We start from the raw sequence: 25,123 nt of genomic DNA, 5'->3' as shown, positions 1-25,123 counted from the left end.
CGCAAGGGGGCCGGGCTCCCGTCGTCATTGTTCCGGGGGACATTCACCCGTACGGCTCACCCAGCGCGCCAGTGTTGACGAGGCTTCCTAGCGTGAGGTCATGAGCCAGACCGCGTTCCCCCGAGCCCGCATCCGCACCGTCGTCGGCTGCACGCTGCTGGTCACCGCCCTCGGTACCGGCGCCATCTCCTGCGGTTCGCACGGCGACGACCCCCTGGCGGCCAAGCCGTACGACGCGGCGGGCCAGATCTCTTTCAACGCTCCCAAGGACGCCGGGAAGAAGGCCGACCCGGACAAGCCCCTTGAGGTGACCGCCAAGAGCGGAGAGGGGCGCATCACGGACGTCACGGCCGTGGACGCGACAGGCCGCTATGTGGCGGGCGAACTCGCGGCCGACGGCAGCCGCTGGCACAGCACCTCCCCGCTCGCCGCCGACGCCCACTACACGGTGCGGGTCAGCACGGAGAACGCGGACGGGGCGCCCGGCCGCAAGACCCTCACCTTCGACACCAGCCGGCCCACCACCAAGAAGACCCTCGACGTCACCTTCGGCCCCGAGGCGGGCGAGTACGGCGTCGGCCAGCCCATCACGGCCGAGCTGAACGAGCCCGTCAAGGACAAGGCGCAGCGCGCCATCGTGGAGAACGCCCTCCGGGTCGAGTCCACGCCCGCCGTGAAGGGCTCCTGGTACTGGGTGGACGACAAGCAGCTGCACTACCGCCCCGAGGAGTACTGGCCCGCCCACGCCACCATCCAGGTGCACAGCAACCTGGAGGGCATCCGGATCGACGACCGGCTGCGGGGCGGCAAGGCGAAGCCCCTGAAGATCACCACGGGGGACCGGGTCGAGGCCCTGACGGACGCCGCCACGCACACGCTGACGGTGTACAAGAACGGCCAGGAGATCAATCAGATCCCGGTCACCACCGGCAAGCCCGGCTTCGAGACACGCAACGGTGTCAAGGTGGTGCTGGAGAAGGAGTACTTCGTACGGATGCGCGGCACCACCGTCGGCATCGCCGAGGGCACCTCGGACTCCTACGACCTTCCGGTGTACTACGCGACCCGGGTCACCTGGTCCGGCGAGTACGTCCACGCCGCCCCCTGGTCCGTCGGCTCCCAGGGTGCCGCCAACGTCAGCCACGGCTGCACCGGCATGAGCACCGGCAACGCCAAGTGGTTCTACGACACCGTCCGCCCCGGCGACATCGTCAAGGTCATCAACTCCAACGGTGACCAGATGGAACCGTTCGACAACGGCTACGGCGACTGGAACATCGACTGGCCCAAGTGGCGCACCGGCAGCGCCCTGGCCTCCGGCACCACCCCCAACTCAAACCAACAACCCACCCCCCGCCTGGACCCCAAGCCCCTATAACCCCCACCTTGGGTTCTAGGAGTCGTTGCAACACCCCAGTTCAAGGGGTGCGGAGCTCGCGCCCCGAAGGGGCGCGGGGAACTGCGCGACCAGCCACGACGCAGCCGCAGTCGCCCGACGACGCGCAGGCCCCCGGCGGGGGCGCTACGGGCCCGTCGGCGCGCTGTCATGACGGGGTCCGCGCCCCGTAGGGGCGCGGGGCTGTATCAATGTGCGGCTCCGCCGCGTGGGCGCGACCAGCCACGACGCAGCCGTAGCCGCCCGACGACGCGCAGGCCCCCGGCGGGGGCGCTACGGGCCCGTCGGCGCGCTGCCACGACGGGGTCCGCGCCCCCGTAGGGGCGCGGGGCTGTATCAATGGGCCGCCGCGCGGGCGCGACACGTAGCCGCGGTCGCCCGACGACGCGCAGGCCCCGCAGGGCGGCGCATGGGGTGACGACGGCAGCCGGGGCCCACAGGACGCCGTATCCGGCCCTTACAGCGGAGCGAGCCGCTTCGCCCGCAACAAAGAAGCGAGCGCCGACGCGAACTCCACCGGCTCCACCGGCAGGGTCACCGCGGCGTCGGCCCGGCTCCAGGTGGCCAGCCACGCGTCCTGGGGCCGCCCCATCAGCAACAGCACCGGCGGACAGTGGAACACCTCGTCCTTGATCTGCCGGCAGACCCCCATGCCCCCCATCGGCACGGCCTCACCGTCCAGCACGCAGACATCGATCCCACCGCGGTCCAGCTCGCGCAGGACGGCGGCCGGAGTAGCGCATTCCACGAACTCGACCAGCGGCACATCGGAGGCCGGCCGCCGCCCGGTGGCCATCCGTACCTGCTCGCGGGTGTTGGAGTCGTCGCTGTAGACCAGCACCGTGGCGGTCGGCTGCATTGTTCCTCCGAGACGTCGGCGTCGTGCGGACAGGGCCGTTGGGCCGGATGCTACTCCCATGAACACCACGTCAACACCGGTACGACAGGGGTGGACACTCCGAACGGCACCCCCGGGAGTGAGGGCGGGATAAGCGACCGACATAATGTCGGGCGTGGCGACAGCAACGACAGTAGAAACCGGGCACGCGCACCCGTCGGTCAACCGGCCGAACCTCACCAGCGTCGGAACCATCATCTGGCTGAGTTCCGAGCTGATGTTCTTCGCGGCCCTCTTCGCGATGTACTTCACCCTGCGATCGGTGACGGGACCGACCCACTGGAAGTCGATGGCGCACGCCCTCAACGTGCCCTTCTCGGCGACGAACACCACGATCCTGGTGCTCTCCTCGCTCACCTGCCAGCTCGGCGTGTTCGCCGCCGAGCGCGGTGACGTGAAGAAGCTCCGCGGCTGGTTCATCGTCACCTTCATCATGGGTGCGATCTTCATCGGCGGTCAGATCTACGAGTACACGGAGCTGGTGAAGAAGGACGGCATCTCGCTGTCCTCCGACCCGTACGGTTCCGTGTTCTACCTGACCACCGGCTTCCACGGCCTGCACGTGACGGGCGGTCTCATCGCCTTCCTGCTGGTCCTCGGCCGCACCTACGCGGCGAAGAGGTTCACGCACGAGCAGGCGACCGCCGCCATCGTCGTGTCCTACTACTGGCACTTCGTCGATGTCGTCTGGATCGGCCTCTTCGCCACGATCTACCTGATCAAGTAAGTCGGCGCGCCGGACGACGGCCACCGATCCACCACAGAAGCATCGACGCAGAAGATCCTGACACCGGGGTAATCCGTGAAAAAGCTCTCCGCACGACGACGCCATCCGCTGGCGGCGGTCGTCGTCCTACTCTTCGCGCTGGCGGCCACCGGGGGGCTGTACGCCGCGTTCGCGCCCGCGAGCAAGGCGCAGGCCGACACGACCGCCCAGTCCCTGACCATCGATGAGGGCAAGAAGCTCTACTCGGTCGGCTGCGCCAGCTGCCACGGCACCGGTGGCCAGGGCTCCTCCGACGGGCCGAGCCTCGTGGGTGTGGGCGCAGCGGCCGTGGACTTCCAGGTGGGCACCGGCCGGATGCCGGCCGCGACCTCCCAGGGCGCCCAGGTCCCGAGCAAGAAGAACATCTACACGCAGGCTGAGATCGACCAGCTCGCGGCGTACATCGCCTCGCTGGGCGCCGGTCCCGAGGTGCCGACGAAGGCGCAGTACGACCCGGCGGGCGGGGACATCGCCAAGGGCGGTGATCTGTTCCGTACCAACTGCGCGCAGTGCCACAACTTCACCGGCAAGGGCGGTGCGCTGACCAAGGGCAAGTTCGCGCCGAACCTCGAAGGCGTCGACCCGAAGCACATGTACGAGGCCATGCAGACCGGCCCGCAGAACATGCCCTCCTTCCCCGACACCACACTGTCGGAGAAGAACAAGAAGGACATCATCGCGTACCTGAACGCGGTCAACAGCAGCGACACCGAGAACCCCGGTGGCCTGTCCCTGGGCGGTCTCGGACCGGTCAGCGAGGGCCTGTTCGCGTGGATCTTCGGACTGGGCGCACTGGTCGCGGTCGCCGTCTGGGTCGCCGCTCGGACCGCAAAGGCCAAGAGGTCATGAGTAGCCAAGACATTCCAGAAGAGAACCTGCCCGCCGAGCAGGCCGGCGCGCTGAGCGTCGCGGACGAGAAGGACCCGTTCGCCGACCCGGGGCTGCCGCCGCACGAGCACCGCATCCAGGACGTCGACGAGCGGGCCGCCAAGCGGTCCGAGCGGGCCGTCGCCCTGCTGTTCACGGTGTCGATGCTGGCCACCGTCGGCTTCATCGCCTCGTACGTGGCGATCCCGCACGACAAGTCGATCTTCGTCTTCCCGATCGGTCACGTCAGCGCGCTCAACTTCGCGCTCGGTCTGACGCTCGGCGCGGCGCTGTTCTGCATCGGCGCGGGCGCGGTCCACTGGGCCCGCACCCTGATGTCCGACGTGGAGATCGCCGACGAGCGGCACCCGATCGAGGCGTCCCCCGAGGTCCGCACCAAGGTGCACGAGGACTTCAAGCAGGGCGCCAAGGAGTCCGCGCTCGGCCGCCGCAAGCTGATCCGCAACACGATGTTCGGCGCGCTCACCCTGGTGCCGCTCTCCGGTGTCGTGCTGCTGCGCGACCTCGGCCCGCTGCCCGAGAGCAAGCTGCGCCACACGATGTGGAAGAGCGGCACGCTGCTCGTCAACATGAACACCAACGAGCCGCTGCGTCCCTCGGACGTCGCCGTGGGCTCGCTGACCTTCGCCAAGCCCGAGGGCCTGGAGGAGCACGACGAGAACTTCCAGACCGAGATCGCCAAGGCCGCCCTGATGATCGTCCGGATCCAGCCGGACAACATCAAGGACAAGCGCGAGCTTGAGTGGTCGCACGAGGGCATCGTGGCCTACTCGAAGATCTGCACCCACGTCGGCTGCCCGATCTCGCTGTACGAGCAGCAGACGCACCACGTGCTCTGCCCGTGCCACCAGTCCACCTTCGACCTCTCCGACGGTGCCCGAGTGATCTTCGGCCCCGCCGGTCACGCCCTGCCGCAGCTGCGCATCGGCGTGAGCGACGAGGGTTACCTCCAGGCGCTCGGCGACTTCGCGGAGCCCGTCGGTCCTGCTTTCTGGGAGCGCGGATGAGCACTGCATCGAACCAAGAGCCCCGCTCTCGCGGGAAGGCACCGGCCGGCGAACGCGTCGCCGACTGGGCCGACGGCCGGCTCGGGATCTACTCCCTGGCCAAGGCCAACATGCGCAAGATCTTCCCCGACCACTGGTCGTTCATGTTGGGCGAGGTCTGCCTGTACAGCTTCATCATCATCATCCTCACGGGTGTGTATCTGACGCTGTTCTTCCACCCGTCGATGAACGAGGTGGAGTACCACGGCTCGTACGTCCCGTTGCAGGGGCAGCTGATGTCCGAGGCGTTCAGCTCGACCCTGCACATCTCCTTCGACGTGCGCGGTGGTCTGCTGGTCCGGCAGATCCACCACTGGGCCGCGCTGATCTTCCTCGCCGGCATGTTCGTGCACATGATGCGCGTGTTCTTCACCGGCGCGTTCCGCAAGCCGCGTGAGATCAACTGGCTGTTCGGCTTCCTGCTGTTCGTCCTCGGCATGTTCACCGGTTTCACCGGTTACTCGCTCCCGGACGACCTGCTCTCCGGCACCGGTGTCCGCTTCATGGAGGGCGCGATCCTGTCCGTGCCGATCATCGGCACGTACCTGTCGTTCTTCCTCTTCGGCGGCGAGTTCCCCGGCCATGACTTCGTGGCCCGGTTCTACTCGGTCCACATCCTGCTGCTGCCGGGCATCATGCTCGGCCTGGTGGTGGGCCACCTGATCCTGGTCTTCTACCACAAGCACACGCAGTTCGCGGGCCCCGGGAAGACCGAGAAGAACGTCGTCGGCATGCCGCTGCTGCCGGTCTACATGGCCAAGGCCGGAGGCTTCTTCTTCCTGGTCTTCGGTGTCATCGCGGCCATCGCGGCCGTCGCGCAGATCAACCCGATCTGGGCCATCGGCCCCTACCGCGCGGACCAGGTGTCCACCGGCGCCCAGCCCGACTGGTACATGGGCTTCGCCGAGGGTCTGATCCGCTTCATGCCGGGCTGGGAGATCAACCTCTGGGGTCACACGCTCGTCCTGGGCGTCTTCATCCCGCTGGTCGTCTTCCCGCTGGTCCTGGCGGCGATCGCGGTCTACCCGTTCATCGAGTCCTGGATCACCGGCGACAAGCGCGAGCACCACATCCTGGACCGCCCGCGCAACGCCCCGACCCGGACCGCGTTCGGTGTCGCCTGGATCACCGTCTACATGATCACCCTGGTCGGCGGCGGCAACGACCTGTGGGCCACGCACCTGCACCTGTCGATCAACGCCGTCACCTGGTTCGTCCGGATCTTCTTCTTCGCCGGACCGGTCATCGCGTTCATCGCCACCAAGCGGATCTGCCTCGGCCTGCAGCGCCGGGACCGCGAGAAGGTGCTGCACGGCCGCGAGACCGGCATCATCAAGCGCCTGCCGCACGGTGAGTTCATCGAGGTCCACGAGCCGCTCAGCCAGGAGCAGCTGCACACCCTCACGGCCCACCACCAGTACGAGCCGGCCCAGGTCGGTCCGACGGTCGACGAGAACGGTGTCGAGCGGAAGGTGAAGGGGTCCGAGAAGCTGCGCGCCAAGCTCAGCGACGCCTACTACGGCGAGGACGCCCAGATCCCGAAGCCCACCGTCGAGGAGTACAAGGAGATCACGAGCGGCCACGGCCACCACTGATCGCTGCGCACGCCACGCCACGCGCGAGGGGCCCCGTCCGGTGTTCGGACGGGGCCCCTCGCGCATCCGCCGGATGGATAGGGTGGAGCCGATCTGTCCTTGACGACGACCGACGACCGGAGCGGCTGATGAGCGCTGTGACCCCCGCTGGAGGCGACACCGCGGCGGGCCGTTCCTGGCCCGACCTGCTGAGCGCGCTGCTCGGCGGCCAGGACCTGAGCGCCGGTGACACGGCCTGGGCCATGGACCGCATCATGTCCGGAGAGGCCGCGGACGCCCAGGTCGCCGGCTTCCTGGTGGCGCTGCGGGCCAAGGGCGAGACGGTCGAGGAGATCACCGGCCTGGTCGAGGCGATGTACCGGCACGCCAAGCCGCTGCACATCCCCGGTCCGGCCGTCGACATCGTCGGTACGGGCGGCGACCGGGCCAAGACGGTCAACATCTCCACGATGTCCGCCATCGTGCTCGCCGGGACCGGTGCGAAGGTCGTCAAGCACGGCAACCGGGCCTCCTCCTCGGCGAGCGGATCCTCCGATGTGCTGGAACAGCTCGGCATCAACCTGGATCTGACGCCGGAACGGGTGGCGCGGGTGGTCGAGGAGGCCGGAATCACCTTCTGCTTCGCGGCCACCTTCCATCCCTCGATGCGGTTCGTCGGCGCCGTCCGCCGGGACCTCGGGATTCCCACCTCGTTCAACCTCCTCGGACCGCTCACCAACCCGGCCCGGGTCACCGCCTCCGCGATCGGCTGCTTCGACACCCGGATGGCCGGGCTCATCGCCGGGGTGCTGGCCGAACGCGGCTCCTCCGCGCTGGTCTTCCGCGGGGACGACGGCCTGGACGAGCTGACGACCACCGCCACCTCCCGGGTCTGGGTGGTGCGCGACGGCAAGGTCACCGAGGATGTCTTCGACCCGCGCGAGGTCGGCCTCGACCTGGTCCCCGTGTCGGCGCTGCGCGGCGCCGACCCCGCCTACAACGCCGGGGTGGCCCGGCGGCTGCTGGACGGCGAGACGGGCCCGGTGCGGGACGCGGTGCTGCTGAACTCGGCGGCGGCCCTGGTCGCCCTGGAGCCGGGGAGCGGGCCGCTGGCCGAGCAGATCCGGGACGGCATGGCGAAGGCCGCCGAGTCGATCGACTCCGGCGCGGCCCGCCGAGCGCTCGCACGCTGGGCCGCCGCAAGCCACGCCTGAGGCCCCGTACGGCGATGTGACGCAGGGCGCGGTCCACGATCCGGACCGCGCCTTGCGCATCGATGATCGTGTGGCAGGATATCCGGCAGGTCATGAGCGACAGTCATTCGGCCCCGGCCGACTGTCCGGCAACCCTCCGTCCGTGGCGGGGTGCCCCGGGTGAAGACCAGGCCGTAGGCAGCGAGGTCTGCGGCAAGCGCGGACCCCTCGCACTCTGCTGAGTGACAAGCCCAGGGGTCCTGGTCGTCGAGGGAGCCTCTCGTGAGCAAGCGAATGCGATAGGGCCGCAGAGCCCCGCCTCCGCATACCCCTTTTTCCCTCCCCACGCCGAGCCCTGCCCGATGCCGCAGATGTGCCCTCGCGTGGTGAATTCCGCCTGCTTTCACGGGAGTTGTGCCATGTCCGTCTCCACCGCTGCCTCCGACCAGTCCGTCCGTGCCCCGCTGCCCGTCCTCGGCCGTGATGTCACCGTGCCGCTCGTCACCGGCGGCGAGGTCACCTACGCCGCGCTCGACTACGCGGCCAGCGCCCCCGCCCTCCAGCGCGTCTGGGACGACGTGGCCGCCTACGCCCCCTACTACGGCAGCGTGCACCGCGGCGCCGGCTACCTCTCGCAGCTGTCCACCGACCTGTTCGAGAACGCCCGCGCGACCGTCGCCGAGTTCCTGGACTGCCGCGCCGACGACCAGTTGATCTTCACCCGCTCCACCACCGACTCGCTCAACCTGCTGGCGGCCGTGCTCCCGGCCGGCTGTCAGGTCTTCGTCTTCGAGACCGAGCACCACGCCTCGCTGCTGCCCTGGAAGGACGCCGAGGTCAGCTATCTCGACGCGCCGCGCACCCCCGCGCAGGCCGTCGCGACCCTTGAGAAGGCGCTGGCCGGCCGCGACGGGCACGGTCCGGCCCTGGTCTGCGTCACCGGCGCCTCCAACGTCACCGGGGAGCTCTGGCCGGTGCGCGAGCTGGCCGCCGCCGCGCATGCGCACGGCGCCCGGATCGTCCTCGACGCCGCCCAGCTCGCCCCGCACCACCCGGTGTCGGTGCGGGACCTCGACGTCGACTGGGTCGCCTTCTCCGGGCACAAGCTGTACGCGCCGTTCGGGTCCGGCGTGCTCGCCGGACGCGCCGACTGGCTGCGCACGGCCGAGCCGTACCTCGCGGGCGGCGGGGCGAGCCGTACGGTCACCCGCCGGGCGGACGGCGGCGTGGCCGTGGAGTGGCACGAGACGGCTGCCCGCCATGAGGCAGGCTCACCGAACGTGATCGGCGCCTACGCCGTCGCCTCGGCCTGCAAGGCCCTCACGGAGGCCGGCTTCGACACCCTGGTCGCCCGCGAACGGCACCTGATCGAGAAGGTCCGTGCGGGCCTGGCCGAGGTCCCCGAGGTGCGCGTCCTCTCCCTCTTCGGCGAGGACGCCCCCCGGGTGGGCGTGCTCTCCTTCGTGGTCGAGGGCTGGAACAGCTCCCACTTCGCGGCGGCGCTCTCCGCCGAGTACGGCATCGGCGTCCGCGACGGGCTCTTCTGCGCCCACCCCCTCGTCCGCACCCTCCTGGGCGGCGACCCGCAGTCCCAGGGCGAGTGCGGCGCCCCGGAGGCCGCCCCCGGCGAGAAGTCCCTCAACGCGATCCGCGTCAGCTTCGGCGCGGGCACCCCCGACGAACACGTCGACCGCTTCGTGACCGCCGTGAAGCAACTGGTCCGGAACGGCGCGCAGTGGCACTACCACACCGAAAACGGCCGCTGCGTCCCCACCCCCTGACCCCACCCCCAACACGCCACCCCACGGCAACAGCCCCCCACAGGGGGGCGCGGGGAACGGCGCGCTCAACCACGACGTGGCCGCGGTCGAGGGTCGGCAGTAGCCCCCGCAGGGGGGCGCGGGGAACTGCGCGCTCAGCCACGACGGCGCCGCGGTCGAGGGTCGGCGATTGCCCCCGCAGGGGGGCGAGCCCAGCCACGATGTGCCCGCAGCCAAGGACCGGCAGGCGCCCCCGCAGGGGGGCGCGGGGAACGGCGCGCTCAACCACGACGTGGCCGCGGTCGAGGGTCGGCAGTAGCCCCCGCAGGGGGCGCGGGGAACGGCGCGCTCAGCCACGACGTGGCCGCGGCCGAGGACCGTCAGCCGCCCCCGGAGGGGGGAGCGCGCTCAACCACGACGGCGCCGCAGCCGAGCGACGGCATATCGCGGCATGACCAGCGGAGCGCTCAGTTGTCCAGCCCGATAGCGAACGCCGCCTCCAGATCATGCTGGGAGTACGTCCGGAAGGCCACATGCGTGTCCGTGGCCTCCACCCCCCGAATCTTGCTGATACGCCCGGGAATGACCTCGGCCAGCTCCTCGTGCCGCCCGACCCGGACCATGGCGATCAGATCGTAGGTACCGGTCACGGAGAAGACCTCGCTGACATTGTCCAGCGCAGCGATCTGCTCGGCGATCTCGGGAATCCGGTCCACGCTGGTCTTGATGAGCACGATCGCGGTGATCACGGCTGGTTTTCTCCCTCGGGAGCCGGAGCTGGGGCGGCCTTCACTCTAGCCCGACGCCCGAACCGCACCCAGGCGAAGACGAAGCCCAGCGAGAAGCCCACCAGATGGGCGAGATACGCCACCCCGGGCCCTTGGGTGGCCTGCCGTGCCGCCACCCATTGCAGCCCCGCCCAGAACGGCAGCACGACCCAGGCGGGAAAGCGCAGCGGGAGGAAGAACAGGAAGGGGAGGAGACTGGTGACACGAGCGCCGGGGAACAGGAACAGAAACGCCCCGAGGACCGCCGAGATCGCCCCGGAGGCGCCGACCAGGGACTGCTGGGAGGCGGCGTTGGCGGCGGCGTAGCCGATCAGCGCCAGATAGCCGCAGCCGACGTAGAACAGGGTGAACCGCACGCGGCCCATCCGTTCCTCGGTCATCACCCCGAAGACGTAGAGGAACAGCATGTTGCCGAGCAGATGCACCCAGCTGCCGTGCACGAACAGCGCCGTGGCGGGGGTCAGCGCCTCCCCGGCCGGGCCGTCGAACAGGTTCGCGGGCACGACGCCCCAGCGCCGGAAGTACGCCCGCTGCGCGGCCAGCAGCCCGTCACCGGTGCCGTACGCCGGATTGAACCCGGACGCGGGCCCGATCAGGAAGATCAGGCAGCACAGGGCGATCAGGACGTGCGTCATCGGCGCCGACGAGCCGCGGACCGCCCTGAAGGTCCGCCCGGCCGTCGCGCTCCAGTTGCTGATCATGAACACAGAGCATGACGTAACGGCACGCAGTAGCACAGATCGCCTCGCCGCCGCGGACGAACGGGCGACGAGTACCCGCCAGGCCGTAGGGTTACGAGCCACACGCGCCGGGCGGACGGCGCGTCACGGACACTGGAAGGAAGCGAACAGACACGATGCCGGTTCCCCTGCCGACCGCCACGACGCGATGGCGCTGCACCCTCTGCGGCAATCTCACCCGTTTCGACGTGACCCGCGCCTCGAAGGTCGTCGAGTACGTCCATCTCGACCTCGCAGGCGAGCCCAAGGTCGAGGAGCGCGAGGTGGTCAGTGAGACCATCGAGTCGGTGCGCTGCCGCTGGTGCAACGCGGTGGACCAGGTGGAACTGGTGGACAGGCCGGGAGCCGACTCCTGAGCGCAGGAGGCGGCCCCGCACGGGTATTGGGGTGTGACGGATGGCGGAGACCCAAGGCGGGGGGCCGGGCGACGGCACCGCCGAGGTGCTTGACCGTCCGCTGCCCGACGGCGTGCGCCGCCGGGTCGTACAGATCGTGTCGGACGGCTTCGGCGGTCTGACGATCGGTGAACTGCCCGCCCAGTTGCGGCAGTATGCGCGGTTCGCCCCGAATCGCCGGGCGAAGTTCGCGGGTAACGCGATGGCCGCGGCCCTGGAGACCGACACGCTGTTCCGGCAGCGCATCGGGGAGAAGCTCAGAGAGGCGCAGCCGGAACTCTCCGGCGCCCTCGACTCCGGCTCGCCGCCCCCGGCCGCGGACCCGCTCGACGTGGCGGCCGCGGCCTATGTTCTGCGTCCGGCCGGCTGGGTGAAGCTGGTGGCCGCGGCCGGCGAGGAGGTCCAGCGAGCGGACGCCGAGCGCGCCGACGAGGAGAGCCGGGCCGAGCTGGAGCGGCTGCGCGGGGAGCTGGACCGGGTCCGCGAGCACACCCGCGCCGAGACCGAACGGCTGCGTGCGGAGCTGGATTCGGCCAAGCGGGAAGCTGAATCGCTTCACCGTAAACTCCGTGCGGCCCTCAGTGATGTGAAGCGGGGCGACGCCGCCCTGCGCAAGGCCCAGGGCGAGATCGAGGCGGTGCGTGCCGAGGGGCAGGCGCAGCTCTCGGCCGCCGAGAGCGAGTCCCGGCGGCTCAAGGCCCGTCTCGGGGAGGTGGAGACCGCCCTGGAGGCCAGCCGCAGGGCGGCCCGTGAGGGGCGCAGCGTCGAGGACATGCGGGTGCGGCTGCTGCTCGACACGGTGCTGGAGGCGGCCCAGGGGCTGCGCCGTGAGCTGGCGCTGCCGCCGGTGTCCGTGCGGCCCGCCGAGACCGTGGACGCGGTGGAGCCGGGCCGGATGACCCCGAAGGACATCGCCGCGCGTGCGCTGTCCGAACATGACCCGGCGGTCCTGGACCAGTTGCTCGCCCTGCCGCAGGCGCACCTGGTGGTCGACGGCTACAACGTCACCAAGACCGGCTATCCGCAGATGCCGCTGGAGAAGCAGCGGCTGCGGCTGCTCGGCCAGCTCTCGCAGCTCGCCGCGCAGACCGGCGCCGAGGTGACGTGTGTCTTCGACGGCGCCGAACTGGCCGCGCCGGTGCTGCTGGCCCCGCCGCGCGGCGTGCGGGTGCTGTTCTCCAAGCCGGGTGTGACGGCCGACGAGCTGATCCGGCAGCTGGTGCGGGCCGAGCCGCCGGGCCGGCCGGTCATCGTCGCCTCGACCGATCGCGAGGTGGCCGACGGCGTCGCCCGTGCGGGTGCCCGTCCTGTCGCTTCTGCGATGCTCCTCGGGCGATTGTCCTGAACGTCAACGTACGTGCTTAATGCCCGAATTGGCGGAAGTGTCGCTCAACGTAGCGTCAAGTGGGCATCACAGCATGTGAGTTGTGGGCAAAGAATGCAGGGAGTGAACGATTTTTTCTCCTGAGGATTTGAACTGATCACAACTGGGTCACTAGGGTCGGCTCGAACCTCCACACGGGTGATCACTCAAAAGAAGGAGCCCGTCTCCGTGGCGTCCCATCGTCGACCCAAGCAGCCGAGCCGCACGCGCGTGACCGTGCTGACCACCGCAGCCGCCGCTGCCGTAGCCCTGAGCTCTCAGGCCGCCAACGCGGCACCCAGTGAGAAGCTGAGCAAGGACGAGGTCAAGGCCAAGGTCGACAAGCTCTACGAACAGGCGGAGCAGGCCACCGAGAAGTACAACGGGGCCAAGGAGAAGCAGGAGAAGCTCCAGAAGGAGATCTCCACCATCCAGGACAACGTCGCCCGCGGTCAGGAAGACCTGAACAAGCTGCGCGACGGCCTGGGCACCATGGCCAGCGCACAGTACCGCTCGGGCGGCATAGACCCCTCCGTCCAGCTCTTCCTGTCCTCCGACCCGGACGACTACCTCGACAAGGCGTCCACGCTCGACCAGTTGAGCGGCCAGCAGGTCGAGGCCCTGAAGAAGATCCAGGACAAGCAGCGGGAACTCGCGCAGGACCGGGCCGAGGCGACCGACAAGCTCAAGGACCTCGCCGCCACCCGCACCGAACTGGGCAAGAAGAAGAAGGAAGTCCAGGGCAAGCTCGCCGAGGCGCAGCGGCTGCTCAACACCCTGACGGCGAAGGAGAAGGCGGACCTCGCCGCCAAGGAGGAACGGGCCAACCGCTCCGCCTCCGAACGCGTCGACCTCGGCAACACCACCTCCGCCTCCGGCCGGGCCGCCGCCGCCTTCTCCGCCGCCCAGTCCAAGATCGGCTCGCCGTACGTCTACGGCGCCACCGGCCCGTCCTCCTTCGACTGCTCGGGCCTGACCTCCTGGGCCTACGCGCAGGCCGGCGTCGGCATACCCCGCACCTCGCAGGCCCAGGCCAATGCCGGTCAGCGCATCTACAGCCAGAGCGACCTCAGGGTCGGCGACCTGGTGATTTTCTACGGCGACCTGCACCACGTCGGCCTGTACGCGGGCAACGGCCAGGTGCTGCACGCCCCGCGCACCGGCACGGTCGTCCGCTACGAGTCGATCAACAACATGCCGTTCCAGTTCGGCGTCCGCATCTGAGCCGTACACCCCCGCCGGACCGGGTTCCATAGCGCCCGAACGGGCGAATCCCGACAACCGGAACTGACCCCTCGCCCCGCCGTTGACCTGCGTCAGCGGCTGGGCGTCACGTTGTGCGACCGCCGCGAGCCTTTGGCCGACGGGCGCCCGCGCGGCTACTGTCTGCCGCGTTTCCCCCACGGCCGGGACATCCCGTCCCGGCTCCGGGGAACGGCAACCGTCCGCCGGCCGCGCGTGCGCCGACGGGGCGGGCCGGTGCCGCGGGACGAGGGCGCGCAGGCCGCACGGCCGAGCGCGACCGCTCCCGCCCGCCGGCCGCGGCCCCACAGGCGAGCGAGCGGTCACGAGGTGAAGGAGTGCGGCCTTCCGTGGGGTCCCATCGCCGCCTTGCATCATCCGGGTTCGACCGGGGCGCCACCGTCCTGTGCGTCCTGTCCGCGGCCGCGGCCGCCCTCGGCGCCGTACCGGCGAGCGCCGCGCCGCACGGCGACGGCCCCGCCGAGGTGGACCGCCTCTACGGGGAGGCGGAGAAGGCGACCGAGGCATACAACAAGGCCGGCGAACAGGCCGGGAAGCTGCGCGCGCAGATCCGCGAGGCGCAGGACCACATCGCCCGCCAGCAGCAGCACATCAACGCCATGCGGGAGGAACTGGGATCGCTGGCCGGCGCCCAGTACCGCTCCGGCGGCATCGACCCGACGGTCGCGCTGCTCTTCTCCGCCGACCCGGGCGACTACCTCGACAAGGCCACCACCATCGACCGGATCGGCACCCGTCAGGCCGGCCGGTTACGGGAACTCCAGTCGGCCATGCGGGAACTCGCCCAGGAGCGGGCCACGACGGCCGGGAAGCTGGCCCAGTTGGAGAAGAGCCGCAGGGCCGTCGCCGCGCACAAGCGGACCGTGGAGCGCAAGCTGGCCAAGGCACGGGAACTGCTCAACTCCCTGCCGTACGCGCAGCGCGCCGGCTACGGGCGGGCCTCCCGCGACGGCGGGGCCGGCCTGCCCGACCTGCGGGACATCGGCGCCCCGAACGCCCGCGCCGCCGCGGCCGTCGCCGCCGCCCGCTCCGCCCTCGGACGCCCCTACGTCTGGGGCGCCAACGGGCCCGCCGGCTTCGACTGTTCGGGCCTGACGCAGTGGGCGTACGCGCAGGCCGGGGTGCAGCTGCCGCGCACCTCGCAGGAGCAGCGGTACGCCGGCCGGCAGGTGCCGTTCTCGCAGATGCGGCCCGGTGATCTGGTCGTCTACCGCTCGGATGCCGGCCATGTGGCCATGTACATGGGCAACGGCCAGGTGATCCACGCGCCCCACCCCGGCGCCCCGGTGCGCTACGACCCGGTGGGCATGATGCCCGTCTCCTCGGTCACCCGGGTCTGACCGGGCGCCACGGGCCGTACGATCGGGCAGATGGCTGATCGCAGACGGAGGTGGCGCTCGGGAGCCGTCGCGCTGTGCCTGCTGCTCGTCCCGCTGGCCGGGTGCGGCGGCCGGACGGCGGCCGACCCGGCGCGGGCCGAGGTGCAGCGGGTGCTCGACCGGCGCGCGGCGGCCCTCCTGCGGCACGACGAGACGGCGTACGCCGCGACGGGCGCCCGCGGCAGCTACGCCAACCTGCGCGCGGTGCCGCTGGCGTCCTGGACCTACCGGGTGACCGGCCTGCGGCACACCGGTGCCACCGTCACCGCCGCGGCCCTGCTGAGCTATCGCGTCCGGGGCTACGACCGGGCCCCCGTCACCACCGAGCGCACCCTCGCCCTCGGCCGCACCGCCGACGGACGCTGGTACGTCGCCTCCGACCGGCCCGCGAAGAAGGCCGGACAGCAGCTGTGGGACCAGGGCGCCGTGTCGGCCGCCAGGGGCGCGCACAGCCTGGTGCTCGGGGTCGGACAGTCCGCGCGGGCGCTCGACGCCTACGCCCGGCTCGCCGACCGCGCGGTCCCGGCCGTGTCCGCGGCCTGGGGCACGGACTGGACCCGGCAGGTCGTCGTGCTCGTACCGCGGACCCTGGACGGGATGGCCGGCCTGCTCGGCTCGCCGGCCTCCTCGTACCGGGGGATCGCCGCGGTCACCACCGGCGAGGCGGGCGGCCGGAACCGGGCCCCCGCGGACCGGATCGTGGTCAACCCGGAGGCGTACGCACTCCTCGGCGACGCCGGCAAGCAGGTGGTGCTCACCCACGAGACCACCCATGTGGCCACCCGCGCGCACACCACCCCGGCCACCCCGCTGTGGCTGTCCGAGGGGTACGCGGACTGGATCGGCTACCTCGGCACGGGCCGCACCCCGGCGCAGGCGGCACCGGAGCTGTCCCGAGCCGTCCGCGCCGGGCGGGTACCGGCGGACCTGCCCGCCGACGGGGACTTCGGCTTCACCGGCGACCCCGCGCGGCTCGCCCAGGCGTACGAGGGCGGCTGGCTGGCCTGCCGGATGATCGCCGAACGCTGGGGCGAGGACCGGCTCGACGCCTTCTACCGCGCCGTCGGCGCGCACGGGCGGCGGGCGGGCGCCGTCGAGGACGCGCTGCACCGCGTGCTCGGGACGGCCCTGCGGGACTTCACCGACCGATGGCACGGGTACCTGCGAACGAACCTCACCTGACCGAGCGGCCTGCCCGACAGCTCCGCCGGCCTTCTGGGGTGTGCGGGTCGTCTGTCGGGTGCGGCGCCGTGGTGGCTTGTCGCGCAGTTCCCCGCGCCCCTTCGGTGTGGTGCCGGTTGTTTGTTGGGTGCGGCGCCGTTGTGGTTTGTTGCGCAGTTCCCCGCGCCCCTTGGGGGGTGTGCGGGTTGTTTGTTGGGTGCGGGTTCGTTGTGGCTTGTCGCGCAGTTCCCCGCGCCCCTTGGGGGGGGTGCCGGTTGTTTGGTGGGTGTGGGTTCGTTGTGGTTTGTTGCGTAGTTCCCCGCGTTCCTTGGGGGTGTGGGGCGTCGTCGTTCTTCTTGTGTTGGGTGGTTTCGGTGGGGTCAGGAGGAGAGTGGGGTTTTCTTGGGGTGGGGGGTGGGGGTCGGCAGGGTGGCGGCGCGGGTCGCGGGGACCGTGGAGCGCCACAGCCGGCCGGCGGCGAGCAGCGCGGCGCCGACCAGCAGGCCGTTGCGCAGGAACAGTAGCTCCGTGCCGTACCAGTCGCCGGCCACGACGTGCGAGAAGCCGATCGGGAACTCCAGGACGGTCACCACGGTCGCCGCGAGGACCAGCAGGGCGGGCCGGCCCATCCGGGTGCCGCGGAAGGACACGCAGACCGCGGCCAGGCCGATCAGCCAGACCAGGTACTGCGGGCTGATCACCCGGCTCGTCGTGGTGAACATCAGCACCGCCGTGAACGCCGCGTCGGCGAGCGTGTGCGGCCTGAACCCGGTGGCCGCCAGCCGCCACAGCAGCAGCCAGCCGAACGCGGCGCAGGTGAGCGTCAGCGCGGCGGCGCTCACCAGGCCGACGTAGGGGCCCAGGAACTCCACCGAGCCGTAGTTCAGCAGCACCTCGCCCCGCCACCCGAAGTGCCGGGCCACATGGAAGACCAGGGCGCCCAGCGACTCCACCTCGGTGCCCCGGTCGCGCTGGAAGGCGAGGAAGGCGAAGGCGCCGGGCATGGCGACCGCGAACAGCACCGCCACCCCCGCCGCGGTGGCCGCGGCGGCGCCCCAGGCGCGCAGCCGCACGGCACCCACCAGGAGCAGCGCGGGCCACACCTTGACCATCGCCCCGAAGCCGACGAGCGCCCCCATCACCCGGGGCCGGCGGGCCCCCGCGAACAGCGCGGCCACGGCCACCGCGGTCACCATCACGTCGTAGCGGGCGTAGGCCGTCGGGCCGAGCAGCGGGAGGCCCACCACCCACACCCAGGCGCCGCGCGGCGACTTGCCGGGGCGGCGGCCCGCGTACCCGAGCAGGGCGAGGACCACCAGGTCGGCGAGCAGGGCCAGCAGGAAGAAGGCGGTGGGATAGGCGAGGAAGGGCAGGGCGCCCGGCGCGAGCACGGCGAGCGCGGCGGCGGGCGGGTACTGCCAGGTCACGTCGTCCAGCGGGAACGTCCCGTGGCGCAGTACCTCGTACCAGCCGTGGTAGATCACCGACACGTCGGTGGTGACGTCCGCGCCGGGGAAGACCAGCACCCGGAAGACGAAGAGCAGCAGCATCAGCCGGGTCAGCCCCCAGGCCCCCAGCAGCCCGGCCAGGTGCCACCTCGCGCCCGCCATGTTCACTTGGCCCCTCTTCGTAGTGGCTCGTCCTGCGGGGGCCATGATGACGCGTCGCGCTGTGCGAGGTCCGCCAATGCCGCCGTACGGCGTGGTCGCGTCGCACCCCGGGCCTTATGTGAGCGACGTCACACAAGGCTAGTGATCACTCTCTGTGAGTCGCCGATCCGGGCGGCGGTGGCCGCGCGATGTCCGCCGTGGCCGAAAGTCGACCCATGGCCGGCCGGGGTCCGGTCGAGGTGACGATTTGTCAACTTTCCCCGCCTCACGTGCGGTTGACGCGGTCATGGCTAGTGCGCCGGGCAGGTTCGGACCAATTCGCCAAGGCCGGGTCAACTGGCCGAGTTGAACCTCCGTCAACTGGGGAGGAACCCACGGACAATGCGGCGAACCATGGTGATCCGCTCGTGCGGGCGCATGCGGGTCCGGTGCACAACCCTCCGTCACATCGCCGCCGCGGCCCGCCCGGTTGTCGTTGATCAACTCTTTTCGTGGTCCGGGAGACGGCTTAGATTCATCGAGGCTGGCCGCCCACGGCGCGCCGAGAAGGGGGAGACGCACATGATTTTCGCTGGGAATCCAAGGGGCCCATTCCGAGGGTGAGCCCTGGCCGGGCGACCGCGCCCGCTTGGCTCCGTTTCTGTTCCGCTGCCCGCGGCCCGAGTCCGGCCGCCCCGTCGGCGTGCCCTGCCGTGGCACGGTCCGCGGCACTTTCCTCGTGCGAGCAAGAGATACCAAGAAGGACAAGGCTGTGATGGTGATGTTCCGGGGCCGCTCGGCCCGTCCCGGTCCCGCGTTCGTCGCGGCCCTCATGTGCGCGGCGCTCGCCACGGGCTGCACCCAGGACGACGGCGGCACGGCGGCCGGTGCCGGCGCCGCGGGCAAGGGCGACGGCAGCGGCAACTGGCCCAGCCCCCAGGCGACCAGCGGGCTGACCGCGGGACTCGCCCTGCCGATCCAGTCCTACCTGGTCACCTACGACCAGCAGGTCACCGTCCTGCGCGCACAGCAGTCCGTACAGCGCGCGTGCATGAAGCGGCTCGGGTTCGACTACGACCCGCCGGAGCCCGGCCGCTACCCGCCGCCCAGCGCCGACGACGCCAACATGGCCCGCCGCTACGGCATCGCCGACCCCGCTCAGGCGCGGACCCACGGCTACCACCTCGCCCACGACAGCGGCGAACCGCCCGCCTACGAGGTGGCGTCCGCCGCCAACGCGGCGCTGACCGGCCGCAACGCGAAGGGCGCCGCCGTCGCCGGCGTGCCCGAGGGCGGCTGCCTCGGCGAGTCCGTCCGGCGGATCGGCGAGCTGGACGGCAGCCTCGCCTCCCGCCTGAACAACGAGGGCTTCGACGCCTCCAAGGCCAACCCGAAGGTGCGCGAGGTCGTCCAGGCGTGGTCCGCGTGCATGCGGCGCAAGGGCTACACCTCGCCCACCCCGCTGGACGCGGCGAAGCTGGCCGACTCGCTGAGCGCGCCCACGCCCTCCCGCGCGGAGACCGACATCGCCGTCGCGGACGTGGAGTGCAAGAAGTCCACGGACCTCGTCCAGGTCTGGTTCAAGGAGGAGACCCGGATCCAGGACGAGCTGATCGAGAAGAACCAACTGGCGCTCCAAGAGGCCAAGAAGACCACCGAGGAAGCCGTCAGGAACGCCACCCGGGCGGCTTCCCGGTAGGGAGTCCACCACGATGCACAGGGAGTCCACCGTGAAGAAGATCACCCGACTTGCCGTGGGAGCCGGACTGGCGATGTCCGCCGCCCTGCTCACCCACGCGCCCGCCCAGGCGGCGACGAGCTACGAGGGCGACGCGTGCAGCGTCAGCAACGAGAACTGCTTCGCGCTGTTCTACAACTCCGGCGTGAACACCTGGACGTCCGCCTGTTTCCTGTCCAACAAGAGCATCTCCGACCTCTACGGCTACAGCCCCAACGGCGCCACCCTCGTGCGCTACGTGTTCATCGCGCCGGGCACCCACATCAACACCAACCTGGCCGTCTCCTGGTGCATCGGCAACGGCGAGGGCCAGGAGGTCAAGAACAACGCCGCCGCGGCGGCCAGCGGCGAGGCGTCCGCCACCAACACCGTCTACTACAACTCCGGTTACGCGGGCGCCTCGCAGAGCTTCGGCCCGCGCTCCACCGGCAACCTCAACTCCACCCTGAAGAACGAGAACGCCTCGATCAAGCGCTCGTCCTGAGAGCCGGCGCCCGCCGACGGAACCCCGCGCGGTCGTCCGCGGCGGGCGCCGCCCCGCCTGCCCGCCAGTCCCACTCCGAAGGAGGAGCCCCGTGGCCGACGAGATGGTGCTCAGAGCCCAGAAGTTCGTCAACCAGGTCTACGGCAGCCGGATCGGCATGACCGTCACCGAGGACGGACGCACCGGCTGGAACACCATGTACGCCCTCACCAGGGCCCTGCAGTACGAACTCGGCATCACCGCCCTGTCGAACAGCTTCGGGCCCACCACGCTCTCGACGCTCAAGTCCAAGTACCCCGTGGTGAACGCGTCGACCGTGCCGTCGGCCGACTTCTGCCGCATCATCCAGTCCGCCCTGTACTGCAAGGGCTACGACGGCGGCGGCATCGACGGCCTCTACAGCGACCGGGTCGCCTCGTCCGTGTCGTCGCTGAAGGCCAACATGGGCGTCAGCGGTGCCTTCCCCGGTGGCGGCATCGAGCCGAAGGTGTTCAAGGGCCTGCTCAACATGGACGCGTACGTCAGCGTCAACAACGGCTCCGACAGCGTCCGCGAGATCCAGCAGTGGATGAACGGCCGTTACGTCAACCGGCAGGACTTCTACATCATCCCCTGCGACGGCCACCACTCCCGTGACGTCGCCAAGTCCCTGCTCTACGCCATCCAGTACGAACTGGGCATGGCCGACGGCGTCGCCAACGGCGTCTTCGGGCCCGGCACCCAGAGCGGCCTGAAGAACCACACCGTCGGCGTCGGCACCACCGGCACCTGGGCGCTGCTGTTCACCGGCGCCATGATCCTCAACGCCTGGAGCGTGCCGTTCGGCAACTTCACGGCCACCGTCGCGGACGCGGTCAGCCGCTTCCAGGACTTCGTCAAGCTCCCGGTCAGCGGCGTCGGCGACTTCCAGACCTGGGCGTCGCTGCTGGTGTCCACGGGCGACCCGGACCGCAAGGGCACCGCCTGCGACGGCGTCACCAAGATCACTCCGGCCCGGGCGCAGGCACTGAAGAACGCCGGGTACAAGTACGTGGGCCGCTATCTGTACAACCCGAGCACGACCTCGCTGCCGGAGAAGGCGATCCAGCCGGGCGAGCTGGACACCATCAAGCAGTACGGCCTGCGCTGCTTCCCCATCTACCAGACCTACGCACGCTCGGCCGACTACTACAGCCCGGACCAGGGCAACACCGACTGCCTGATCGCCGTCGCCGCCGCCGACGGGTTCGGCTTCAAGGACGGCACCCGCATCTACTTCGCCGTCGACTACGACGCCGTGGACGACGAGGTGAGCGCGTACATCCTCCCGTACTTCCAGGCCGTGCGGAACCGGATGACCGCGCTCGGCAGCCCCTTCTCCATCGGGGTCTACGGGCCGCGCAACATCTGCTCCCGGGTGTCCGCCGCGGGATACGCCAGCGCGTCCTTCGTGTCCGACATGTCCACCGGATTCTCCGGCAACCTCGGCTACCCGATGCCCGAGAACTGGGCCTTCGACCAGATCAAGACCATCTCGGTGGGCTCGGGCGACGGGCTCATCGAGATCGACAACAACATCGCCTCCGGCCGCGACACCGGACAGGGCGACTTTTACCCGACCCCCTCGCAGACGCTCGACGTCGGCTTCAGCCTGTCCTACTGGGACGCCATGCTGAGGGAGATCAGCGACTACATGGAGTCGATCGGCCGGGGCGACAGCGCGCTGTACATCTACACCCGGCAGGAGTGCCTGGAGACGATCGTCCACCACGACGCCGTGCTCACCTCCTCGGCCCGCCGCTACCGGATGCGCAAGGCGCTCATCCAGACCTCCGCCTTCTGGGAGTTCTGCCACTACAGCTACAAGGACCTGGCCGAGGACGCGTCCGTGGTCTGGTACCACACGGCGGCCATCCCCGACTGGGGCAAGGACCTGCCGGTGGTCCGGGACGTGAGCGACAGCAGCACCGGCATCGCGAAGATCTCCGGCCGCACCGGCATCCTCGCCCGCAACAACTCCGTGCGCACCGGGATCCTCGACGACTCGATCCTCGACACCGCGAATGAGTCCGACATCTTCAGCATGTGGACCCGGCTCAACCAGGACAACGTGTTCAACCTGAGCACCGTCCCGCACATGCACATCTGGGGAGCCGACGGAAAGCCCGGCGACCACGCCGAGACCCCGATCCGCCGCCCCGCCCTCGACTACACCGACACCGAGACCTACGAACTCCTGCGCCGCTACCAGGGGTTCGGGGACCAGGCGGAGGCCGACGCGCGGCTGCGCGTGCCGCTCTACCAGATCTTCGAGAAGTACAACCGCATCCTGCGCGAGTCCTGACCGGTACGGCACGCACCCCGCAGAGAGGAACAACCAGTTGAGACCCACCGGAGTTTCCCGCCGCGGCCTCATGGTCCGCACCGCCGGCCTTGCCGCGGGCCTCGCCGCCGCCTCCGCCGCGGGCGGCGCGTTCGCCGGCCCCGCGCTGGCGGCGGACACCCCGCCCGTGCCGGACGGCGAGCACATCAAGCGGGCGCTGGAGCGCTTCCGCGCCCGGCAGCGCCGCCTGCTCACCGGCCGGCCCTCCGCCAACCGCTGGGAGATGCAGAAGGCCGCCGACGCGGACGGAACCATCGTGACCCGGCCGGTGCCCGGCACCGGCCTCGGCGTCGCGGTGCACTCGGGCGACCCCGAGACGCTGCTCGTCCATGTGATCCGGCGCTTCCACTACGAGGTCGACGCCCTCGGCCTGCACGGCGAACCCCACCCGGTCCAGGGCTGGGTGGCGCCGTCCGAGATCCGCGACACCGGCCTGCCCGAGTCCAACCGGGCGTCCGGCACGGCCGTGGTGATCCGTCCCGGTTCCTACCCGCCCGGCGCACGCGGCGGCTTCACGGCCGCCCAGGAGCTGATCATCCGGGATATCCTCGCCGACACCGAGGGCGTCGTGCGCTGGGGCGGTGACGACCGCCGCCCCTACGAGGGCCTGTTCTATCTCGGCGTACGCCCCGGTGACCCGAAGCTGGCTCGGGTGGCGGCGAAGATCCGCGGCTGGGACGAGACCCCCGGCCGGGGCGCCGGGGTGCTGGTGGACGCGGCCCGGCCGGACCGGCGTCGGCGCGCCGCCCGCTACCGGTGACGGCGCCGGGCACGAAGAAGTCCGTTCGACGATGAAGGAAGCGCCATGGGGCTGCTCGTCCTGATCCTGGTGGGCCTGGCGGTCGCCGTCCTCGGCGGCGCCGCGGTGGCGGCCCTGGTGGGCCTCGCCGTGTGGACGAGGTCTCGGCTCGGGCGGCGGCGCGGCGCGTCCTGACCGCGGGGTCCCGGCCCGCCCGGGACCCCGCACGGACACCGGTCCGCGGGCGCGTTGGATAGGTTGGGCGGTGATGCACAAGACCCTGATCGTCACCAACGACTTCCCGCCCCGGCCGGGCGGCATCCAGGCGTTCCTGCACAACATGGCGCTCCGCCTCGACCCCGACCGGCTCGTCGTGTACGCCTCCACCTGGAAGCGCGGCCGGGAGGGCGCCGAGGCCACGGCCGCCTTCGACGCCGAGCAGCCCTTCACCGTCGTACGCGAGCGCACGACGATGCTGCTGCCCACGCCCGCCGTGACGCGGCGCGCGGCCGGGCTGCTGCGGGAGCACGGCTGCACCTCGGTGTGGTTCGGGGCGGCGGCGCCGCTCGCTCTGATGGCGCCCGCCCTGCGGAAGGCGGGCGCCGAGCGGCTGGTGGCCACCACCCACGGGCACGAGGCCGGCTGGGCCCAACTGCCCGCCGCCCGCCAACTGCTGCGCCGGATCGGAGAGTCCACCGACACGATCACCTACCTCGGCGAGTACACCCGCACCCGGATCGCCGCCGCGCTGACCCCGGCGGCGGCCGGCCGGATGGTGCGGCTGCCGCCCGGCGTCGACGAGAAGACCTTCCACCCGGACTCCGGCGGTGCGCGGGTGCGGGAACGGCTCGGGCTCGCGGAGCGGCCGGTCGTGGTGTGCGTCTCGCGGCTGGTGCCGCGCAAGGGCCAGGACACCCTGATCAGGGCGCTGCCCCGGATCCTCGCCGAGCAGCCCGAGGCGGTGCTGCTGATCGTCGGGGGCGGACCGTACGAGGGGGATCTGCGCAGGCTCGCGCGGGAAGTCGGGGTGGCGGCATCGGTGCGCTTCACGGGCGCCGTGCCCTGGTCCGAACTGCCCGCGCACTACGGCGCCGGGGACGTCTTCGCGATGCCCTGCCGGACCCGGCGGGGCGGGCTCGACGTGGAAGGGCTCGGGATCGTCTACCTGGAGGCGTCCGCGACCGGGCTGCCGGTCGTCGCCGGGGACTCGGGCGGCGCGCCCGACGCGGTGCTCGACGGGGAGACCGGATGGGTGGTCCGCGGCGGCGACCCGAACGAGGCGGCCGACCGGATCACCACCCTCCTCGCGGACCCCGCCCTACGCCGCCGCATGGGCGACCGAGGCCGCCACTGGATCGAACAATCCTGGCGCTGGCCCCAACAAGCAGAAACCCTGAAAGCACTCCTGTAGCACACCCGCCCCGACAGCGGCGCGGGGAACTGCGCGAGACCCCACACGATTCCCGCACCCGCAACCGCAGCTAAACCACGGCCCCGACAGGGGCGCGGGGAACTGCGCGAAAACCCACACGATTCCCGCACCCGCAAACGCAGCTAAACCACGGCCCCGATAGGGGCGCGGGGAACTGCGCGAGAAACCA

22 protein-coding genes and 1 riboswitch are annotated in these 25,123 nt (G+C 70.9%); of the genes, 18 read left to right on the top strand and 4 right to left on the bottom strand.

Features of this window, described 5'->3' with window-relative positions; genetic code table 11:
• Positions 1-100: 100 nt before the first annotated feature.
• The gene (locus tag AC27LF_RS17080; protein ID WP_479661666.1) at positions 101-1,378 is read left to right on the top strand and encodes a L,D-transpeptidase; all 1,278 of its coding nucleotides are present in this window, start codon (positions 101-103) and stop codon (positions 1,376-1,378) included.
• Positions 1,379-1,853: 475 nt separating this feature from the next.
• Here the strand turns inward: AC27LF_RS17080 and AC27LF_RS17075 are convergent, their stop codons facing one another.
• A complete protein-coding gene (locus AC27LF_RS17075; RefSeq protein ID WP_479661667.1) occupies positions 1,854-2,255 on the bottom strand; it encodes a response regulator in 402 nt (133 codons plus the stop codon).
• Between the two features lie 145 nt (positions 2,256-2,400).
• On the opposite strand from AC27LF_RS17075, the gene ctaE reads away from it, so the two are divergent.
• The 6 genes from ctaE to AC27LF_RS17045 all read left to right on the top strand — a co-directional run bounded on the left by ctaE (position 2,401) and on the right by AC27LF_RS17045 (position 9,542).
• On the top strand, positions 2,401-3,021 hold the full coding sequence (gene ctaE / locus AC27LF_RS17070; RefSeq protein WP_388715269.1) for an aa3-type cytochrome oxidase subunit III: 621 nt from the start codon (positions 2,401-2,403) through the stop codon (positions 3,019-3,021).
• A 75-nt stretch (positions 3,022-3,096) separates the two neighbouring features.
• Positions 3,097-3,909: a cytochrome bc1 complex diheme cytochrome c subunit gene (gene qcrC / locus AC27LF_RS17065; protein WP_479661668.1), complete on the top strand. Its 813-nt coding sequence runs from the start codon at positions 3,097-3,099 to the stop codon at positions 3,907-3,909.
• Positions 3,906-4,955, top strand: a complete 1,050-nt coding sequence (gene qcrA / locus AC27LF_RS17060) for a cytochrome bc1 complex Rieske iron-sulfur subunit (protein ID WP_479661669.1) — start codon at positions 3,906-3,908, stop codon at positions 4,953-4,955. The genes qcrC and qcrA overlap by 4 nt, the downstream gene beginning before the upstream one ends.
• The gene (qcrB, locus tag AC27LF_RS17055) at positions 4,952-6,589 is read left to right on the top strand and encodes a cytochrome bc1 complex cytochrome b subunit (protein ID WP_479661670.1); all 1,638 of its coding nucleotides are present in this window, start codon (positions 4,952-4,954) and stop codon (positions 6,587-6,589) included. Before qcrA ends, qcrB begins: the two co-directional genes overlap by 4 nt.
• A gap of 128 nt (positions 6,590-6,717) precedes the next feature.
• A complete protein-coding gene (trpD, locus tag AC27LF_RS17050) occupies positions 6,718-7,782 on the top strand; it encodes an anthranilate phosphoribosyltransferase (RefSeq protein ID WP_479661671.1) in 1,065 nt (354 codons plus the stop codon).
• A gap of 88 nt (positions 7,783-7,870) precedes the next feature.
• Positions 7,871-7,987: riboswitch (SAM riboswitch) on the top strand.
• 193 nt (positions 7,988-8,180) lie between these two features.
• Positions 8,181-9,542, top strand: coding sequence for an aminotransferase class V-fold PLP-dependent enzyme (locus tag AC27LF_RS17045; RefSeq protein WP_479661672.1), 1,362 nt, complete (start codon positions 8,181-8,183; stop codon positions 9,540-9,542).
• A 446-nt stretch (positions 9,543-9,988) separates the two neighbouring features.
• Here the strand turns inward: AC27LF_RS17045 and AC27LF_RS17040 are convergent, their stop codons facing one another.
• Both AC27LF_RS17040 and AC27LF_RS17035 read right to left on the bottom strand, forming a co-directional pair.
• Entirely contained in the window at positions 9,989-10,270 is a 282-nt protein-coding gene (locus tag AC27LF_RS17040) for an Lrp/AsnC family transcriptional regulator (protein ID WP_479661673.1), read from the bottom strand.
• Positions 10,267-11,010 (bottom strand): rhomboid family intramembrane serine protease, encoded by a 744-nt coding sequence (locus tag AC27LF_RS17035; RefSeq protein WP_479661674.1) that lies wholly within the window; start codon positions 11,008-11,010, stop codon positions 10,267-10,269. Before AC27LF_RS17035 ends, AC27LF_RS17040 begins: the two co-directional genes overlap by 4 nt.
• Positions 11,011-11,165: 155 nt before the next feature.
• Here AC27LF_RS17035 and AC27LF_RS17030 point away from each other — a divergent pair, with 155 nt between their 5' ends.
• From AC27LF_RS17030 to AC27LF_RS17010, 5 genes are all read left to right on the top strand, one after another.
• Positions 11,166-11,405 carry a hypothetical protein gene (locus AC27LF_RS17030; RefSeq protein ID WP_376536688.1) on the top strand — a complete coding sequence of 80 codons (240 nt, stop codon included), beginning with the start codon at positions 11,166-11,168 and terminating at the stop codon, positions 11,403-11,405.
• Positions 11,406-11,445: 40 nt separating this feature from the next.
• On the top strand, positions 11,446-12,789 hold the full coding sequence (locus tag AC27LF_RS17025) for an NYN domain-containing protein (RefSeq protein ID WP_479661675.1): 1,344 nt from the start codon (positions 11,446-11,448) through the stop codon (positions 12,787-12,789).
• 207 nt (positions 12,790-12,996) lie between these two features.
• A complete protein-coding gene (locus tag AC27LF_RS17020; RefSeq protein ID WP_479661676.1) occupies positions 12,997-14,031 on the top strand; it encodes a C40 family peptidase in 1,035 nt (344 codons plus the stop codon).
• 368 nt (positions 14,032-14,399) lie between these two features.
• Positions 14,400-15,410, top strand: coding sequence for a C40 family peptidase (locus AC27LF_RS17015; protein ID WP_479661677.1), 1,011 nt, complete (start codon positions 14,400-14,402; stop codon positions 15,408-15,410).
• A 30-nt stretch (positions 15,411-15,440) separates the two neighbouring features.
• Positions 15,441-16,631, top strand: coding sequence for a hypothetical protein (locus AC27LF_RS17010; protein WP_479661678.1), 1,191 nt, complete (start codon positions 15,441-15,443; stop codon positions 16,629-16,631).
• A 359-nt stretch (positions 16,632-16,990) separates the two neighbouring features.
• On the opposite strand, the gene AC27LF_RS17005 is transcribed toward AC27LF_RS17010, so the two are convergent.
• On the bottom strand, positions 16,991-18,226 hold the full coding sequence (locus AC27LF_RS17005) for a glycosyltransferase 87 family protein (RefSeq protein ID WP_479661679.1): 1,236 nt from the start codon (positions 18,224-18,226) through the stop codon (positions 16,991-16,993).
• Between the two features lie 712 nt (positions 18,227-18,938).
• On the opposite strand from AC27LF_RS17005, the gene AC27LF_RS17000 reads away from it, so the two are divergent.
• From AC27LF_RS17000 to AC27LF_RS16975, 6 genes are all read left to right on the top strand, one after another.
• Entirely contained in the window at positions 18,939-19,898 is a 960-nt protein-coding gene (locus tag AC27LF_RS17000; protein WP_479661680.1) for a hypothetical protein, read from the top strand.
• 13 nt (positions 19,899-19,911) lie between these two features.
• The gene (locus tag AC27LF_RS16995) at positions 19,912-20,421 is read left to right on the top strand and encodes a hypothetical protein (RefSeq protein WP_479661681.1); all 510 of its coding nucleotides are present in this window, start codon (positions 19,912-19,914) and stop codon (positions 20,419-20,421) included.
• A 91-nt stretch (positions 20,422-20,512) separates the two neighbouring features.
• Complete coding sequence (locus tag AC27LF_RS16990) at positions 20,513-22,744, top strand: glycoside hydrolase domain-containing protein (protein WP_479661682.1); 2,232 nt, start codon at positions 20,513-20,515, stop codon at positions 22,742-22,744.
• A gap of 70 nt (positions 22,745-22,814) precedes the next feature.
• Complete coding sequence (locus tag AC27LF_RS16985; RefSeq protein WP_479661705.1) at positions 22,815-23,543, top strand: hypothetical protein; 729 nt, start codon at positions 22,815-22,817, stop codon at positions 23,541-23,543.
• A 45-nt stretch (positions 23,544-23,588) separates the two neighbouring features.
• On the top strand, positions 23,589-23,717 hold the full coding sequence (locus tag AC27LF_RS16980) for a hypothetical protein (protein ID WP_479661683.1): 129 nt from the start codon (positions 23,589-23,591) through the stop codon (positions 23,715-23,717).
• Between the two features lie 73 nt (positions 23,718-23,790).
• Positions 23,791-24,933: a glycosyltransferase family 4 protein gene (locus AC27LF_RS16975; protein WP_479661684.1), complete on the top strand. Its 1,143-nt coding sequence runs from the start codon at positions 23,791-23,793 to the stop codon at positions 24,931-24,933.
• Positions 24,934-25,123 lie beyond the last annotated feature (190 nt).

This window comes from Streptomyces diversicolor (genome assembly GCF_057537855.1).
Note: the sequence above shows the minus strand (reverse complement) of the source record. Positions and strands in the feature narration are given on the sequence as shown.